The 17642-nt window shown below is 49.8% G+C and carries 17 protein-coding genes and 2 pseudogenes; 11 read left to right on the top strand and 8 right to left on the bottom strand.

What is annotated here, in order from left to right:
* Positions 1-51 precede the first annotated feature (51 nt).
* Positions 52-1278 carry an MFS transporter gene (locus HP435_RS02010; protein WP_122962173.1) on the top strand — a complete coding sequence of 409 codons (1227 nt, stop codon included), beginning with the start codon at positions 52-54 and terminating at the stop codon, positions 1276-1278.
* A 1216-nt stretch (positions 1279-2494) separates the two neighbouring features.
* On the opposite strand, the gene HP435_RS02015 is transcribed toward HP435_RS02010, so the two are convergent.
* Both HP435_RS02015 and HP435_RS02020 read right to left on the bottom strand, forming a co-directional pair.
* Positions 2495-3571 carry a hypothetical protein gene (locus HP435_RS02015; RefSeq protein ID WP_122962175.1) on the bottom strand — a complete coding sequence of 359 codons (1077 nt, stop codon included), beginning with the start codon at positions 3569-3571 and terminating at the stop codon, positions 2495-2497.
* 67 nt (positions 3572-3638) lie between these two features.
* Positions 3639-4493, bottom strand: coding sequence for a YiiX/YebB-like N1pC/P60 family cysteine hydrolase (locus HP435_RS02020; RefSeq protein WP_122962176.1), 855 nt, complete (start codon positions 4491-4493; stop codon positions 3639-3641).
* Between the two features lie 275 nt (positions 4494-4768).
* Here HP435_RS02020 and HP435_RS02025 point away from each other — a divergent pair.
* Positions 4769-4957, top strand: a pseudogene (locus tag HP435_RS02025) (hypothetical protein); the annotation flags it as partial.
* A 235-nt stretch (positions 4958-5192) separates the two neighbouring features.
* Positions 5193-6401 carry an MFS transporter gene (locus HP435_RS02030; protein ID WP_173597910.1) on the top strand — a complete coding sequence of 403 codons (1209 nt, stop codon included), beginning with the start codon at positions 5193-5195 and terminating at the stop codon, positions 6399-6401.
* 48 nt (positions 6402-6449) lie between these two features.
* On the opposite strand, the gene HP435_RS02035 is transcribed toward HP435_RS02030, so the two are convergent.
* On the bottom strand, positions 6450-6707 hold the full coding sequence (locus HP435_RS02035; RefSeq protein ID WP_229049792.1) for a hypothetical protein: 258 nt from the start codon (positions 6705-6707) through the stop codon (positions 6450-6452).
* A 48-nt stretch (positions 6708-6755) separates the two neighbouring features.
* A complete protein-coding gene (locus HP435_RS02040; RefSeq protein ID WP_122962178.1) occupies positions 6756-7115 on the bottom strand; it encodes a winged helix-turn-helix transcriptional regulator in 360 nt (119 codons plus the stop codon).
* Positions 7116-7290: 175 nt separating this feature from the next.
* Here HP435_RS02040 and HP435_RS02045 point away from each other — a divergent pair, with 175 nt between their 5' ends.
* The 4 genes and pseudogenes from HP435_RS02045 to HP435_RS02060 form a co-directional block, all read left to right on the top strand.
* Complete coding sequence (locus HP435_RS02045) at positions 7291-8133, top strand: aldo/keto reductase (protein ID WP_122962179.1); 843 nt, start codon at positions 7291-7293, stop codon at positions 8131-8133.
* Positions 8134-8320: 187 nt separating this feature from the next.
* A complete protein-coding gene (locus HP435_RS02050; protein ID WP_122962180.1) occupies positions 8321-9700 on the top strand; it encodes a PepSY-associated TM helix domain-containing protein in 1380 nt (459 codons plus the stop codon).
* Between the two features lie 33 nt (positions 9701-9733).
* A complete protein-coding gene (locus HP435_RS02055) occupies positions 9734-10459 on the top strand; it encodes a response regulator transcription factor (RefSeq protein WP_122962181.1) in 726 nt (241 codons plus the stop codon).
* Between the two features lie 43 nt (positions 10460-10502).
* A pseudogene (locus HP435_RS02060) lies at positions 10503-11264 on the top strand (amidohydrolase family protein); the annotation flags it as partial.
* Positions 11265-11405: 141 nt separating this feature from the next.
* Here HP435_RS02060 and HP435_RS02065 read toward each other — a convergent pair.
* Genes HP435_RS02065 through HP435_RS02075 form a run of 3 tightly spaced genes read right to left on the bottom strand, consistent with a single transcriptional unit; the run spans position 11406 to position 13826 of the window.
* Positions 11406-11711, bottom strand: a complete 306-nt coding sequence (locus HP435_RS02065; RefSeq protein WP_173597911.1) for an Ada metal-binding domain-containing protein — start codon at positions 11709-11711, stop codon at positions 11406-11408.
* Positions 11712-11721: 10 nt separating this feature from the next.
* On the bottom strand, positions 11722-12840 hold the full coding sequence (locus tag HP435_RS02070) for a deoxyribonuclease IV (RefSeq protein WP_173597912.1): 1119 nt from the start codon (positions 12838-12840) through the stop codon (positions 11722-11724).
* Between the two features lie 20 nt (positions 12841-12860).
* Entirely contained in the window at positions 12861-13826 is a 966-nt protein-coding gene (locus HP435_RS02075; RefSeq protein WP_173599705.1) for a DNA-3-methyladenine glycosylase family protein, read from the bottom strand.
* Positions 13827-13963: 137 nt separating this feature from the next.
* Here HP435_RS02075 and HP435_RS02080 point away from each other — a divergent pair, with 137 nt between their 5' ends.
* The 4 genes from HP435_RS02080 (at position 13964) to HP435_RS02095 (ending at position 16403) form a co-directional block, all read left to right on the top strand.
* Positions 13964-14521: a bifunctional transcriptional activator/DNA repair enzyme AdaA gene (locus HP435_RS02080; RefSeq protein ID WP_122962185.1), complete on the top strand. Its 558-nt coding sequence runs from the start codon at positions 13964-13966 to the stop codon at positions 14519-14521.
* A gap of 107 nt (positions 14522-14628) precedes the next feature.
* Complete coding sequence (locus HP435_RS02085; protein ID WP_173599706.1) at positions 14629-15729, top strand: threonine aldolase family protein; 1101 nt, start codon at positions 14629-14631, stop codon at positions 15727-15729.
* 12 nt (positions 15730-15741) lie between these two features.
* A complete protein-coding gene (locus HP435_RS02090) occupies positions 15742-15951 on the top strand; it encodes a hypothetical protein (RefSeq protein ID WP_173599707.1) in 210 nt (69 codons plus the stop codon).
* Between the two features lie 65 nt (positions 15952-16016).
* Positions 16017-16403: a VOC family protein gene (locus HP435_RS02095; protein WP_173599708.1), complete on the top strand. Its 387-nt coding sequence runs from the start codon at positions 16017-16019 to the stop codon at positions 16401-16403.
* A gap of 56 nt (positions 16404-16459) precedes the next feature.
* On the opposite strand, the gene HP435_RS02100 is transcribed toward HP435_RS02095, so the two are convergent.
* Complete coding sequence (locus HP435_RS02100; protein WP_122962189.1) at positions 16460-17551, bottom strand: helix-turn-helix transcriptional regulator; 1092 nt, start codon at positions 17549-17551, stop codon at positions 16460-16462.
* Positions 17552-17642 lie beyond the last annotated feature (91 nt).

Genomic DNA, 17642 nt, shown 5'->3' on the forward strand with positions numbered 1-17642 from the left:
AACTTGAAAGGACGGTCGTGACAAGTCATCCTACATTTACGGAGGTGCACCATGTTTCGCTCATACCGTGAGATATTTCAAACTCCTGGAACGAAGGGGTTTTCTGCGGCTGGCTTTATTGCCAGAATGCCGATTTCCATGATGGGGATCGGAATCGTTACCATGCTGTCTCAACTGCGAGGCGAGTATTGGCTGGCAGGTGCTGTGGCAGCGACGTTTGCCTTGGCATCTGCGCTCTTGGCTCCCCATATCTCGCGGCTGGCTGACAGGCTGGGGCAATCCCGCGTGCTGCTGCCTGCTGCGGGGATCAGCGTAACCGCTGCTGCTATTTTGCTTTTATGCACAAGGCTCGGGGCGCCGGACTGGACGCTGTTTTTGGCAGCGCTGTTCGCCGGGGGAATGCCGAACATGGCAGCGATGGTGCGCGCTCGCTGGGCTGCGATTTTGGGCGGCTCCCCCAAGCTGCACACCGCGTTTTCTTTCGAATCGGTGGTGGATGAGATTTGCTTTATTGTCGGACCGATCGTTTCCGTAAGCTTGAGTGTGGCAGTCTTTCCCGAAGCGGGGCCGCTGTTGTCTTGCCTTTTCTTGCTGACAGGAGTGGTGCTGTTTACGCTGCAAAAGGGTACAGAGCCAAAAGTGCGCCCTATTGATCCTGAGGAAAAAGGGAGCGTCATCAAGCTCGGCTCCTTGCAGGCACTGGTGTTTACGCTCGCAGCCATGGGTGTCATTTTTGGCGCGGTGGATGTCGTCACGGTAGCTTTTGCCGAGGAACAGGGCAACAAAGTCGCTGCGAGCATCGTGCTATCGATATACGCAGTCGGCTCGTGCCTGGCTGGGCTTGTGTACGGTACGCTCAGTCTGAAAGCGCCTTTGCACCGACAATTTTTACAGGCAGTCGCGCTGTGCATGGTCATGATGCTGCCGCTGTTTTTGGTGAGCAACCTCTTCTCCCTCGCCATCGTCGTGTTCTTCGCTGGCCTGTCAGTGGCGCCAACGATGATTGTGACGATGGGGCTGGTGGAAAAAATTGTCCCGCGATCGATGGTGACAGAAGGCATGACATGGGCTATTACAGGCTTGGGGATTGGCGTGGCGTTCGGTTCTGCGGCAGCGGGCTGGGTGATCGACGGGTTCGGTTCCCACGCAGGCTTCATGGTGGCGATTGTGGCGGGAGTTTTGGCCATGCTGATCGCGGGATTGGGTTATCGTTCGTTGCGCTCGGCGCATATTCGCGCCATCTCGCGCGCGGAGGAAGCAGCTGTGAAGCATGGGTAAAGGCGTGTTTGGTAGGAATGTTGCCGTTGGATGCGACTATGAGAAAATTGGAGCTGGGATGAGAGTGTGTAGAACGACACTTTTTCTTAGAGTTTTTATAATGCTCATTCGCAAAATAAAGATAAGAGCGGAAATGAAACCTGTTAAATCAATGATGCACTGAGAACTGGTCTGCCAACTGCTTACATGAATTAAGGAAACCAACGGATGGACAAAAGTAGTTTAGCTTAGCATGCACATTGAACTGTAATACGATATTGTATTTGCTCTGAAATACGGAAGACAGGTGATTTACGGCAAATGAAATCGAAAGCAGGAAAACTCTTGTGGGAGCTGTACGAGCGAAAAGGGGAGAAGTAGTTGTAGAGGAAGCTTGCGCAAATCATATTAATACTGGTCAGCATTCTTTCCCAACTAAGTGTGTCCGAATTCATGGGGGACTTAAAGAGAGAAGCTCACTGATGATTTTTGAAAGTTTGAAAATATAAAGTAACTATAGGGAAGTCGACAGTCCTGTTGAAGAATATATATGTGGAGACGATAGGATGAAGCAGGAAAGTGATTGAAGAATACAAACGAAGCCATCTGTGGGGGAATTTTGAAGGTTAGCGTTCAGGTGAGAGATAGAGGAAGTGAAGTAGAGACAGCGTTCACGTTTAAGGTTTGTAACAGCAGTTGGGAGCAAAAAAGGAAGGAGCCACAACTTTCAACATCACGACAGGTTGTGGCTCATAACTGAATGAAGTATATATGTTGCCCAATATAGAGCATGCTCTTGGTTCAACAAACTGCCAAGTAACGAAGAAAATAGCAGCCCCATTACGTAATTTTTTGACACGTTAATCTGGAAGAGCATTGTATAGGCTCAATAGTAAATTACGTATGTTGATCTCCTCAGTCCTCCCTGAAATTATGAATTAATTTTCTAAGCAAGCTCGCGATTCCCATTCCAATAGATGCAGTAAGCAAATTAATAAATAGAAATGAAATTGACCAAGTCAATGCAAAATATTTTAGGAACAGAATCCCTAGCATCGCATTAGTGAATAAAAGGACAAGAAAATGAATCTTTGGTAAAAAAAAACGTAAACACCCAGTGATAATTATAGAAAGTATATGAAATGCAATTAAATAAGAACCAATAAATATTAAAAATTCCATAATTCCACTTCCTTTGAAGCGAATTGTTAAACAACAAATTACTTTTTTGAACTATCTAATTATTGGTTATATCGAAGTCAACTAATCTTAGATTATCTAGTTTCTCAAGATAAAAATTAGCTAATACAGAGCCATCATCGATGCTATATTGCCGAATAAGTCCTTCATATTTATAGGATTTTCCGTAATATGCTTTATCAAATGTATATAGAACGTGTAATACTTTGCCTTTAATTTTGGATTGGATACTAATTAAATGCTCATTTGATTCATTTTGCAATTTCAAGACACTATTGACCTTATTTTGTTTTATCTGAATAAAAACTCCATTATAGAACAGCACATGTATTCCTTGGTAAGCAGGAAATATTTTAAATACTTTACCAGTTCCGTTTGTAAGGGGTATCTCTTGAAGATTATCTGCTGTATCTATAAATAGCAATTTTCCATCATTAGAATACATATATATCAAATCGTTACTTGTGGTAATGGATCTGAACTCAAATCGGGGAGATCTGCCAAGTACAAATTTTTTTACTATTTCACCATTGAAATTTACTTTTAATATTTGCTCTTCTTTAACTGTTGGGTCAAATGTTAATACATATATATGATTATTAAAAAAGGTTCCGCTTGTGAAAAATCCATTATTTAGAACAAATTCGACAGGTTCACTTTTAGCGTTAAGTAAATATATTCCACTCGTGTAAGAAATAATTCCCTTCTCTTTTTTTTGCCCCCAGTTGGTGATAAATGTAATTTTATCATTGTTATAGAATGTATTTGTAATTCCTTTTCCTGACTCAATTCTTTTCTTAATTAACCGCCCATTTTTAGAAAGAATATAGTAATCGCCTTTATATCTAGAAGAAATATAAAAATCATTCTTATGCTTAATAAGACTATTTAATGCTCCTTGGTCAATACTCTCTTCATTTATTTTTTTGTCTTCAGAATATATCTCTAATTTACTTTTGTTCTCTATAAATGAAGTGCGAAGTATTATGTAATTTTCTGCATTTTTATTAATCTTATATGAAAGTTGTCCGGTGCTTAACATTATTATACTTAAAACACCTGTAACTCCAAAAACTAACAGAAAAAATTTAAAACGTAAATATTTACTTCTCATAGACTCTCCTTTTTAATATAGACAGAAAGGTAGGAAAATACGGGATTTTCCTACCTTTCTTGTGCTTTTAGATACCAGCACTGTAGAATGGGATAACCTTCGAAGAATTAGCAATATCTTCTGGCCATACTTCATCTCCGCCATCAGAATCTAGGTTAAAGCCTTGGTTATACCATGCACGCCAGACTATTTGTGAGCAGTAGAAAGATGTAGTGTCCCATTTGTCGAAGTAATTAAAGTTGTAAGGTTTGTACAAGTTGTCCTCAGCGTATAGTGCAGCGTCAGTGTAGTCGGATAAAGAAGCTTTTTTTACGTGATATCCTGCCACAGTATCGTATCGATTTGCCCAGTCATTTATGTGCCAATAAACGCCGTCAATTTTCGGCGCTTGCGGACTCCACCCTTTTGCGAACGACTCTATAGTCCAGGAGTTGCTATCCTCAGATACAATAGCAGCATGACCTCCGTAAAACGTACCTGAACTTTCTGATCCAGAATCAAGTGTAATCAGTATATCGCCATAAGTGCCAATCTGCCCGGTTCCAGATGTCGTTTCCAACTGAAGTTCCCCAGATTCTTCATTGTAAGAGAAGTTCTGTTTCTCAAATTTAGGATCGATTGACGTAATAATACGGATCATCTCAACCTTTTCATTCTTTTTCCCTAGGTTGGCTTTCTGTTTGTCTACTTCGTCCTTAAATTCTTCACGTTGTTTTTGGATGATTTTCGACCAGTTCTCCCTTGTCTGTTTGAGTCGTTCTTGTCTCTGGTTCAGCAATTTGATTACCTCTTGTTCGCTTTTCCCACTTGCTAAGGCAACTTTTTGAATTTCCTCATTGTTGTACTCTGATTCAGCATTCACGATACTTAATGGGCTGGATATTAATGCAAAGATAGCAAAAGCGCTCAGTAACTTTTTCATAAAGTCCTCCTAAATTAAAATTGTAATGATATAAACAGGATGGAAATTGCGAAAAACTTACCTTTTTGTCCCGAAGTGTAAGTAGATAACTTTTTATGAAAAATTTTACATTTTTTATTTTGTATGTCAATGCTATTTGCTAAATTAATTCTATTAATTTGACTACGCTTATGCTCACTCATTTTTTCCTGTTTTTAGTGCTAAAATTTCATTAGCTTTTTGCTACTTACAATCCACATGATCACCTTTTGACTGATCATCTTTTATTTTGCTGTATGACGATGATCGTGGTGACGCACGAGATGGGCTTTGCCCGCGAAGTGGCAGACCGAGTCGTCGTCATGCACGATGGCAGGATCATTGAAGAAGGCCCGCCAGCTCGGCTTTTTTCTGCGCCAAGTCATGAACGAACCAAACGATTTTTAAGCCAGCTGTCGTCAGAGCGTCTCACCGGCCAGTTATAAAGGGCCGAGAGACGTTTTTTTGTGCAAAGGGAACGCGGGCCAGGCAGGCTTGAACAGATTTATCCGGCGCGCCTAAGGCACTTTTTTGTGCCTATGCTACTAAAAAGTACGTACTTCCGCTAAAAGCTCGCATGCTCGATAATGGCAATCAGCAACACAACATATTCGCCAATCATGATGCGCAAGGGCCCTGCCGAATGACTGGCAAGTAAAATAACAGGAGGATGTTTTCATCATGAGCACAGCTATCAACCGAGAGCAGCATGAAAAAGGTGCGAAAAACTCCACGCTCGCTTTACTTGCTCTCGCAATCAGTGCATTTGGCATTGGAACGACGGAGTTTGTCATTGTCGGTCTGTTGTCTACTGTCGCGCAAGATTTGCATGTAACGATCACGCTCGCCGGACTTTTGATTTCCGGCTACGCGCTGGGCGTGGCTGTGGGAGCGCCGATCATTACCGCGCTGACCAGCCGAATCCCGCGCAAGACGCTGCTGCTTTTGCTAATGGTGGTCTTCATCGTCGGAAACAGCGTCGCTGCGCTGTCATCAAGCTTTGCTTTGCTGCTCATTGCCCGTTTCATCACGGCCTTTTCCCATGGTGTCTTCTTTTCCATTGGCTCGACCATTGCGGCAGACCTGGTGCCTGAAAATAAACGGGCAAGTGCGATCGCGACGATGTTTACCGGATTGACGGTCGCCACGGTTACAGGTGTGCCTTTGGGAACGTTTATTGGTCAAATGTTTGGCTGGAGAGCGACGTTTTGGGGCGTAGCCATCCTTGGCCTGATTGCTTTGGTGGCGACCGCGATACTCGTTCCCAGCCAGTTGAAAACAGGCAAGCTTGCCTCGCTGAAAGACCAAGTGAAAATTATCACAAATAGCCGATTGTTGCTGGCCTTCGCCATTACGGCACTCGGTTACGGCGGAACGTTTGTCACCTTTACGTTTTTGACGCCGCTTTTGGAAGAGATCACAGGCTATCATGCCAATGTCGTCAGTCTGATTTTGCTTGTGTACGGCATCGCTATTGCCATCGGTAACACAGTCGGAGGGAGGGCAGCCGACAAAAATCCGCTGCGAGCGTTGTTCTTCATGTTTGTGGTTCAGGCAGTCATTTTGCTCATTCTTACGTTTACCGCGCCGTTCAAGGTGGCAGGCACGATTACGATTATGTTGATGGGCTTGCTGGCGTTCATGAATGTGCCAGGGCTGCAAGTATACGTGGTGCAGCTCGCGGAAAAATACGTTCCCGGCGCGGTGGATGTGGCGTCTGCGATCAATATTGCTGCGTTCAATCTCGGAATCGCCATCGGAGCTTTTGTAGGGGGAATCGTCGTAGATTCGCTGGGCTTGATTCATACGCCGTGGATCGGCGGAGTGATGGTGTTGGGGGCGGCGATTCTTACTGCCATCAGCGGAAAACGGGAAAAAGCGCGCCGTTGATTGGCTGCGTTCTTGAAAAAACGAAGCAGGCTGTGATCTACTCGCGGATCACAGCCTGCTTTTTGTGTGGAGGAGGACGCGTATTTGTCTGCCAGTTCGTCCAACACTTCGATGAGCGGCAACGTCTTTTTCAGACCAGACTCGCGAAAGTTCGCCGACCATTTCCCGCATTTCACTGGCAACCGAGGAAAAGGAGTAGACCATGTCATTGCCGTTGCTGAACTGCCAGCAGCCAAGCCCCAGCGGCGACAGCAGCAGGGCAGAGCTGCCCAACTGGCGCAAAACAGGAGATGCGGTTGCTTCCAAGGTGAACCTATCCTTTTCTCAATCACATGAATGGGGGTGCCGCGGTTGTTATTTATTGAGAATGCTGTCTTCCAATACAGCATATTTGTCCCCGTACTCCTTGATAATATGCTGTTCACCCCAGGCGCATAACGCGTCCAAAATGCTTTTCAGGCTCCAGCCGTACTCGCTCAGCTCGTACTCGACCTTTGGCGGAACCTGATTGTAAGTGATCCGGTTGATAATCCCATCGTCTTCCAGCTCGCGTAGCTGTTGGGTGAGCATTTTTTGCGTGATGCCGGGCATGAGCCGCTTCAACTCGCTCGTGCGTTTTTTCCCGTGCGTCAGATGGCAAAGAATGACGCACTTCCATTTGCCGCCGATAACTTCGAGTGTGGCTTCGACTGAAATGTTGTACTTCTTTTTCAAGAACGGTTCCCTCCTGCATGCATAGGCACTTTTTAGTACCTATCGCACAAAAAAGTACGTACTTTCTCTTTTGGCTATTGTCTCTCATAATAGCACTTGTCAAACCGTACCCCGCATATTTGACTACTGTAGACTGTCTTTCATAAATAGACAATAGGGATGGAGGAAATTAATCATGGCAAAGCATTTGCAAGAGACTACCACACTGTACAACGGCGTGAAAATGCCTTGGCTGGGCCTTGGCGTATTTAAAGTCGCGGAAGGATCGGAGCTGGAAAACGCCGTAAAAGCTGCGATCCGGCACGGCTACCGGAGCATCGACACGGCGGCGATTTACGAGAACGAAGAAGGTGTCGGACGCGGCATTGTCGCTGGCCTGAAAGAAGCGGGCTTGGCGAGAGAAGACCTTTTTGTGACGTCAAAAGTGTGGAACGCCGACCTTGGCTACGAATCCGCCTTGGCTGCCTACGAAACGAGCCTGAACAAGCTGGGGCTGGATTACCTCGATCTGTACTTGATTCACTGGCCGGTGGAAGGCAAATTCAAAGAGGCGTGGAGAGCGCTGGAAACTTTGTACAAAGCAGGGCGCGTCAAGGCGATCGGAGTGAGCAACTTCCACATTCATCATCTCGAAGAGCTGCTCAAGGACGCCGAAATCAAGCCGATGGTCAACCAGGTGGAGTTCCATCCGCGACTGTCCCAAACAGAGCTGCGCGCCTACTGCCGGGAGCAGGGCATCCAGTTTGAAGCGTGGTCGCCGCTGATGCAGGGCCAATTGCTGGACAATCCTGTCCTGAAAGGGATCGCTGAGAAGTACCAAAAATCGATTGCCCAAATCATCTTGCGCTGGGACTTGCAGCATGGCGTTGTGACGATTCCGAAATCGACAAAAGAACAGCGCATTGTCGAGAATGCCTCGGTGTTTGATTTTGAGCTGACAAAAGAAGATATGGAGCTGATCGACGGCTTGAATGAAAATCATCGCGTCGGTCCAGATCCGGACAACTTTGATTTTTAATCGATACAGAAAAAGGGTATAGAGCCGCCTCTATATCCTTTTCTTTTTGGGAAGCGGGAACTGAAACTTGTCAATCTTCCGACACATATTCATGCCCAAAATAGCCAGGTTGAGTCATGTAGCGAAACGGGCAATCGTCATATACTCAATTTCGTAAAATCATCAGTACGAGGGGGAACGCGGGTATATGGCGATGCCGCAAACGTATCAGCAAGAAGCAACAGAGGAGCCACAAAAGGAAAAACGCTTGTATGTGGCGATCTGGCGGTGGCATTTTTACGCAGGTATTATTTTTGCTCCTTTTCTGATTTTATTAGCTATCACTGGCGGAATTTATTTGTACAAGCCGCAGATTGAAGCGTGGATGTACAAGGACCTTTACTATGTCGCGGCGGGACATACGGCTGTATCGCCGACCATGCAGGTTGAGGCAGTAAGACAGGCTTATCCGGAAGCCGTCATCACACGCTACCGTCCGTCTGATGAGCCGACACGAACGGCTGAGGTCGGCATTGTCGAACACAAGGTCAGCAAAACTGTCTTCGTCAGTCCGTTTGACGGCAAAATCGTCGGCGATCTGAATGATCAGAACAAGCTCATGCAAGTCATGAAAAAACTTCACGGCGAGCTGATGGCAGGGAAAACAGGCGACCGGATTATCGAGCTGTCAGCCTGTTGGGGAATGATTTTGCTCGTAACCGGAGTCTATCTGTGGTGGCCGCGCAACACAAAATCGCTGTACGGAACGCTGATCCCGAGATTCACGCAAGGAAAACGCATTTTCTGGCGGGATTTGCATGCTGTGCCCGCTTTCTGGCTCTCTTTGTTTACCGCTGTACTGATCATGACAGGCTTGCCGTGGTCTGGCGTCTGGGGCGATTACGTCAACAAGGCAGCCACTTCCGCACAATCCGGCTACCCCGACCAACTGTGGGGTAGCGTACCGGAGTCGGTGATCCCGACAAAGGCTGTTGCCGAAGTATCGTGGGCTGCCGAAAACATGCCCGTGCCGGAATCCGCTCAAAAAGGCGGAGTACAAACATTGCCGTTGGAACAAGTAGTCAACATTGCTACTGAGCGCAAAGTCCCTGCCGGATATACGATCAATCTGCCCGAAGGAGAAAAAGGCGTCTACACCGTGTCGGTTTTCCCGAAATCTCCGGTAGATAACGCGACGCTGCACATCGATCAATACAGCGGCAAGGTGCTCGCTGACTTGCGTTTTGCCGATTACGGGACAATGGCAAAAGCAATCGAAATCGGCATCGCTTTGCACGAGGGACGCTTTTTCGGCTGGCCGAACCAGCTTTTGGCGGCATTGACTTGCCTCGGCTTGGTAGGCATTTCGCTTACCGGGCTGATCATGTGGTGGAAACGCAAGCCGGCTGGCAAGCTGGGAGCGCCAGCTTTGCCGAAAAACTACAAGCTGATGAAAGGCGTCGCAGCCATCATCATCGCGTTTGGACTGTTTTTTCCGCTGGTGGGCATTTCCCTGGTTGCCGTGCTGCTTGTCGATTTGCTTGTCATCAGGCGGATTCCTGCGGCCAAGCGATTTTTGGGAGCGTAGGGAGCAGTTGCAAAAGCGAGGAGGGAGAGCGTCATGGGAGATCATCCTGCTACAATCTTGATCGTGGACGACGAGGAGCGAATCAGGCGTATTTTGCGCATGTATCTGGAAAATGCGGGATATGTCGTGGATGAGGCAGAGGACGGATTCGCAGCGTTGAAACTGGTCAAACAGATCGATTATGACCTCATCATACTCGATCTCATGATGCCCGGTATGGACGGGATCGAGCTGTGCTTGCGTCTGCGCGAAACAGATCCGGTGCCGATTGTCATCGTATCGGCCAGAGGGGAGCAGGCTGACCGCTTGCGAGGTTTTGAGGCGGGAGCCGATGATTATGTCGTCAAGCCGTTCAGCCCGCACGAGCTTGTATACAGAATCAAGGCCATCCTGCATCGGACTGCCAGTCTACAAGAAACAGGCAAAAAAAGCAGCGGCTCTCCTGTGGCGATCTCCTATCCTGACCTTTTGATCGAACCGCTGGCTCATCGGGTCACGGTCAGCGGAAAAACAGTGGGACTGGCTCCCAAAGAGTTTGAGCTGCTGTATTTTCTCGCGCTGCATCCCAATGAGACGTTTTCGCGGGAAGATTTGCTGCAAAATGTCTGGAATGACGAAACCGAGCGGGATTCCCGCACGGTTGACGCCCACGTGCGGAAAATCAGAAAAAAGCTGTCCCAGCGCTCCCCGGAAGCGGCGGGGATGATTACGACCGTCTGGGGCTGGGGCTATCAGTTGTGCGCTGAGAATCGCAAGTAACGCCCGGATCGTGTCTGCTGCTGACGAGCTGAGCGAGGATAGCATCGAGCGGGAAGACGCCAGAGGGCTGTTGGCTATGCCGACCTTGCTGGAAAAGCACGTCCACCTGGACAAGACACTGTTGGGCGAGGAATGGCGGGCAGTGATCCCGGCCGCAAACGTGATCGAGCGCTGCGAGATCGAAAAGCGGATTTTGCCGGGGCTTGCGACGTCCACCAAGGAACGAGCGGAAAACTTCCTTGCTGTCCTGCTGTCATACGGCTCCACCTATGTGCGTACTCATGTAGACATTTATCCGAAAGTAGGAATCTCCAACCTGGAGCAGGTTCAGGCGGCGCTTGCGACGTATGCGGATCGGCTGACGCACGAAATCGTCGCGTTCCCGCAGCACGGGCTGTTGCGCACCAAGGCGAAAGGACTCGTCAGGGAAGCGCTGCGGCAAGGGGCGACACACGTCGGCGGCGTGGACCCGGCGACAGTCGATCAGGACATTGAAGAGTCGCTCTATCAGATGGTCGATTTGGCTGTCGAAGCGGGGGCGGGTATCGATTTGCATTTGCACGACCACGGTCATCTCGGCACGTTCACCATGAAGCGGCTGGCAGCCATGACCACGGAGGCTGGTTTGCAGGGGCGAGTTGCGATCAGTCATGCTTTTGCCTTGGGCGACATTCCGGCGCAGGAAGCGGAAGAGATGGCAGCCGTGTTGCGGGAAGCGGGTATCTCCATCGTCACGAGCGTCCCGTATTTCCGAGTCATTCCGCCTGTTCCCCTTTTGCACAAAAATGGCGTGTCTGGCAGCGTGAACGAGTAAAGCAGCGAAGAAAGCAAAAAGCCAAAAAGCTGGCTTCCGTCATCGGCACGGGCCAGCTTTTTGGCGTGTAGGATTTACTGTAGCTGTAGGAAATGCATGAATACACAGCGGTCGCATGTCGCTTCCAGCAGTTTATAGGGAGCGGTCCGCTTTCCACAGAGCGTATTTGTCAGGCAGGCAAACTGCACAGGGCCGATAGCCCGCAGCGACAGCGGTCTTTTCGTCAGCGAAAAATACGCGATGGGCTACATATCCTCCCCGTGCGATGGCACGCAGAGCGGAGGGGCAGTCCAGCCGTCCGTATATTTTTTTCCGCCGATAGCCACCGATTGTACCCGGAGTTTGGCTTCGATACAACCGACCGTCGCTTCCGAGAAGCAAGTACGTTTTTTCTTTGGCTGCACCGCTGTTCAGGCCGAATCTGCCAGAGAGATTCATGCGGCCTGGCTTACGAGAATTTCGGGATGGCAAACCAGGCGGTCAGGCGTTGATTCAGCTCTTCCTCGGAAAGCTCCGGGAACAAGCGTGCTTCGTGCGCCATGTCGTACAGTCGTTCCATCGGCTCGCGACCGTCCGCTTTTTTGGCTTTCGCGTCGTTTTTCAACAGATCCCAGATGCCGACGACATATTCGCGTCTGGTCACATCTTGCTTGCGGAAGAAATAGTCCAGCCGCTCCACGTGATCCATAAATTCGTCGCCGAAGCGCTGTTCGATCTCGCCGCGCAGCAGGGCGATCTCGGCTTTGTACATCGGGCGCTCCTTGCCTTTTTCTTTTCCGATCCACGGTGTTTCCAGAACGAGCGGCAGGTGGCGGATTTTGTCGTGATTGACGATGTAGTTCATCGCGTCAAAGCCGATCAGCCCGGCACCGATTGGCGCATGGCGGTCTTTTCCGGCGCCGCGGAAGTTTTTGCTGTCGTTCAGGTGAACGACACTCAGGCGGTCCAGGCCGATGGTGCGGTCAAACTGCTCCAGCACACCGTCAAAATCGTTGACGATATCGTAGCCCGCATCGTGAATGTGGCACGTATCCATGCAGACGGCGAGCTTGCTGTTGTCTTCGACTTTTTCGATGATCGCGGCGAGTTCTTCGAAGCTGCGTCCGATCTCGGTTCCTTTTCCGGCCATGGTTTCCAGCGCGATCTTGACGTCAGTGTCTTTCACGCCGGCGAGAACTTCATTCAAGCCCTCGGCGATTCTGGCAATGCCGTACTCCGCGTCCTTGTCGGTATAGGCGCCGGGATGGAGCACGATGTTTTTGACGCCGATGTAGTCAGTCCGGCGAATTTCTTCTTGCAAAAAGCGGACAGCCAGTTCAAACGTGTCTTCTTTATAGGAGCCGAGATTGATAATGTAAGGGGCGTGCACGACAATTTCCTCGACGCCCTCTTTGGCCATGACAGCTTTGCCTTCTTCAATGTATTGGTCTTCGATCGGTTTGCGTCTTGTATTTTGCGGCGCTCCCGTATAAATCATGAACGTGCTAGAGCCGTAGGTGGCGGCTTCTTCTGCGGCATTGAGCAGACCTTTGCCGGAGAAGGAAACGTGCGAGCCTATTTTCAGCATGCGAGTGAAACCTCCTTTGGTTAGTAGAGAAAACGCCATAAGTAAAAGGTGGCGTAAGACTCCCAGCCTGTCCAACTGCTGGACAGCGCCAGAATTTCGGCTTTGGTCGGTTTTGTCTCCGTACCCTGAACATATTTGATGGCATTGTGCAGGCCGACATCGTCGATCGGAAAAGCAGACGGCATCCTCAGACAGCGCATGAGGACATAGTTGGCTGTCCACGGACCAATCCCGCGAATGCTGATCAGCTTTTTCTCCGCCTTTTTACAATCTCCTCCGTCCCATAATAGCTCTTTCGATAGTTTCCCTTCAACGATGAGTTGTGCAACACCGATCAAATACTCGCACTTTTTCGTGGTCATCCGCAGCGCTTCCAGGTCTTGCACGGTAAGTTCGGCGATCACTTGCGGCGCAGGATGCACCCAAAAAGTTCGCCCTGCGTGCTCGACCCGTTGCCCGAAGCTTTCCACGAGACGTCTTTTCAACGTATAGGCATACGTCAGGTTGATTTGCTGTCCGATAATGCCCCAGCTCATCGCTTCAAACAGGTCGGGGATGCCCATATTTTTCAGCCCGTAGTAAGAAGCGACAGCGTTTTTTAACAAGGCATCGTTTTGGGCCAGGTCGTAAAACTTTGTCAGATTGGTTCCCAGATCAAACCAGTCGTAAACGTACTGCGCTACTTGGGCGCGTACATTTGGCGGCGGAGCGTCTCCGAGAAAACGAACAGACAGCTGCCCGTCATCGTCGTCGCGAATTTCTACGACAGGGATGTCGCCGTCAACAGGAATCGCTTTGTACAGCCGATCTCCTTCAATCTGGTACAGGCACTCGTTGTTGCTGCGCGACAAGTAATGGAGGTTTTGGGAAAATGAAAAAGGTTGTTCGGTATGCAGGATCAGTTCCTTCTTATTATCGACCCAAGCGTTGGCAGGTAGACATTGGCGTGGCAATTCCGTATATATTCGTTTGTTTGTATTCATCATCAAACAGCCTCCTTTTGGCACTCTCTTAGTTGTATCGCAAGAAAAGCTGGACTGTCATTTCGTTATCTTGCTATTTTATTTACAACCGAGCACGAAGCGGTTCGCTTGGGGGTATAATGACGGTGGAGGTGGGCAACATGGAGCTTGGGATTACTGAGGAGCGATGGCAAGCCATCATCAATAACGATGCGACCTATGATCAGCAGTTTTTTTACGCGGTGAAGACGACGGGCATTTTTTGTCGCCCATCGTGCAAGTCGAAGCCGCCGAGATGGGGAAATGTGCGGATATTTGAACAGGCGAGCGAGGCGATTCGCGAGGAGTTTCGCCCGTGCAAAAGGTGCAAGCCGACGGGTCAGCGCCTGCCGGATCGCGAGTGGGTCGCACAAATGACGCAATATATCGACTCTCACTACACCGAAAAGCTGAGCTTGGCCCATCTGGCAGACATGTGCCACGGCAGCCCCTACCATTTGCATCGCACGTTCAAGCGAATCAAGGAAATGACGCCTGTGGAATACATTCAGCAGAAACGGCTGGACAAGGCAAAAGAGCTTTTGGCTCAATCAAACAAGTCAATCGCCGCGATTTCCACGGAGGTCGGCATGCCAAACACGCCGTACTTCATTACGCTGTTCAAAAAGACGACAGGGAGCACCCCCAGCGAATACCGTCAATTGCACTTGAAGCAATAATTTTGAGAAGGCTGCGAAAAAGATATGGTATCTTGGAAGAAGGGGCATGGCAAAGCCGCATGCAAACAATCGCAGCCTACTCAGCTGGAAAAAGGGGACCTGTCGACATGGAAGATCAGAAAACGTTGCTGCAAGCATTCAATCAGACGACCTATCAGTTAGCTGGGCACAGCAAGAGAGATATCCGCCAATTGCAGCTTGTTTTTCAGGAGCTGGATGGCGACCTCCAGGCGGATGTGTACGGAACGGGAGCGGTCATCGAGAATTTTCAGCGTAAAATGGCAAAATATTTAGGAAAAGAATCCGCCGTCTTTTTCCCGAGCGGTACGATGGCACAGCAAATCGCCATGCGCATCTGGTCCGAGGAAAAAGGCATCAACCGGGTGGCGTACCATCCGCTTTGCCATCTGGAGATTCATGAAGAGGAAGGGCTGCGCAAGCTCCACGGCATCGACGCGGTGCTGCTTGCGGACAAACACCGGGTAATTGCGCTGGACGATGTCCTCGGCATGACGGAGGAGATTTCCTGCCTGCTGTTGGAACTCCCGCAGCGTGAAATCGGCGGACAACTGCCGTCCTACGAGGAGTTGCAAGCAATCTCGCGCCACTGCAAGGAAAAAGGCATCCGCTTGCATATGGATGGGGCAAGGCTTCTGGAAATTTTGCCATACTATCAGAAAACGGCCGAGGAAGTATGCGCGTTGTTCGATAGTGTCTATATCTCGATGTACAAAGGAGTCGGCGGCATCGCCGGAGCGATTTTGGCCGGAGACGAGACTTTCACGAAAGAGGCCGTGATCTGGAAAAGGCGCCATGGCGGCGATCTGATCAGCTTGTATCCGTACATTTTGACTGCCGAAGCCAACTTTGAAGCGAGAAAGGGCAAGTTCGGCGAGTATTACGAGCAGGCCAAAGACCTCGCCAGCAGATACAACCAATGCCACGGTGTCACCACCATCCCTGCCGTACCTGTATCAAACATGTTCCATGTGCATGTCCGTTTGCCCAAAGAGCGTTTCGAGCAAATTCTTCTTTCCATTTGCGAGGAGACAGGCGTAGGAATCTCCCATTATGCGCGGAAGGTAGACGAGCATTCCAGCTACTACGAAGTGAGCATAGGCGATCGCTATGCGAACGTTCCCGCAGAAAAGCTGGCAAGCGTCTTTCAGGTGCTCGATCAGAAGCTGAGAGAGGCGTGCCAGGAATAGAAGGGAGCTTCCATGACTGTAGCGAATGGATTTTGGATCAGACCGTATGAGCAAGACGACTTTCCTGCTATCGCCGCTTATTGCTTGCCGGAAGAGCAGGCTATTTATACTTCGCTGCCAGTTGACGTCGTTGCGGTCTCGCAAGCGAATGCCGAGCAGCGAGCTTTTGTCGTGTATGACGAGGAATGGATTTTTCATCTTGCCTTGCCCAAAGACAGGTAGGTAGGAAAGCAGCCCATCGGGGGTACAGTAGCGAAATAGGCTGAAAAGTAATCAGGAGGTTCCTTATGCGAATCAGTTTGGCGAGTGTGTTTGTAGACGATCAGGAAAAGGCGCAAAAGTTTTATACGGAGATACTCGGTTTCGTGACCAAAATGGACATTCCGATGGGAGGGGCCAAGTGGCTGACAGTGGTGTCTCCGGAAGAGCCGGACGGTGTACAGTTGCTTCTGGAGCCGAACGGAAATCCGGCTGCATCGACCTACCAAAAAGCGATTTTTGAGCAAAACATCCCTGCGACGGCGTTTGAAGTGAGTGACGTCAACAAAGAGTACGAGCGCTTGACTCAGCTCGGCGTAGTTTTCAAGACGCCTCCGACCGAGGCTGGAAACGTGATCCTCGCCGTTTTGAACGATACGTGCGGGAACCTGATCCAGATTTATCAGATGACATGATCGCAACAACAAAGCAGCCTGATTGCACCGGAATAGTGGTGCGACCAGGCTGCTGTTCATTTCCCTTCGCTTGCCTCCACGCCGAATCTCGAAAACAGCTGCCAGATCAACTCGCGTCTGCTGGATACGCCTGTTTTCACGAAAATCGACTTCAAATGATCCTGCACCGTGTAGGCAGAGATGTGCAGCCTGTGCGCAAGCTCTTTGGTAGAGAAGCCGCGCACGATCAGAGCGAGCAGCTGCTTTTCACGCTCGGACAATCCGTAAGCCTCGCACACAATCGGAAGAATATCGGCTGGCTTGGCCGGGCTGAACAAAACCGCCAGATGGACAGCGCCGTCCTGGCCGTGCAGCGGACTTGCTTGAATCGCGACATAAGGGCCATCAGGCATGCGGATGCACACTTTTGCCATGGACGCTTTCGGGTCAGACTCGTTCAATTGCGCCAACGCCCGGGAGCAGACAGCGCGCACTGGTCGCGGCAAGGTGCGGCGATCGATCGACTCCCACTTGCGCAAAAGCGAGAGCCATCTGTCTGCGGTCGTGTTGGCCGATTGGATCGCCAATTGATCAGACATGAGCAAAATCCCCGTCTCTTCCTCCATCCAGGAAGTCTCCTCGGCAGGCAGGGACAGGCTCGTTTTTCGCAGCTGGTAGGCGATCAACGGTGCCAGTTCCGCCATCCACTCGCGCTCTTCCTCGCTAAAAAAAGGCCGCCCCTGAAAGCGAAACAACGTCAAAAATCCCCAGCAAGCTCCATCGTACTTGAGCGCCGCACGCAGTTCATCGGCAAATCCGGCAGGGAACAGGACATGGCGGTAACGCGCGCTGCGCACAAGCTCGCCTCCGGTTGCCTGATGAAGCGTGGCGACCGCTTCTGCTGACTGGCTCAACTGATCGTACCGATTGAAGTCTTCACGCAGGTACTCATATTCAAAAATCCCGTGATGAATCGCCTCAATCCCGTCCTCGGTTATGGCCCCTGTAGACAGAAGCGTCTGCGGGTCTACCGCCGTGCAGCACGCCCCGTCAAAAGGCACGAACTCCCGCAGCTCCTGCAAAAGCGCCGTCCGGTAGTCCTGAGAAGAGGAATGCCGCTTTGCCAGAGTCAGCAGTTTTCGTTTGCTTGCTTCCCATTTTGCATTCATCTGTGCTCTCCTGTGCGTATAGATTCAGCGGATTCGCAGAAAAATCCCATATTTGTGGGATGGTGCTCCTATCGTGCATCTCTATAATTGA

The organism is Brevibacillus sp. HD3.3A (assembly GCF_013284375.2).
Classification (GTDB): domain Bacteria; phylum Bacillota; class Bacilli; order Brevibacillales; family Brevibacillaceae; genus Brevibacillus; species Brevibacillus parabrevis.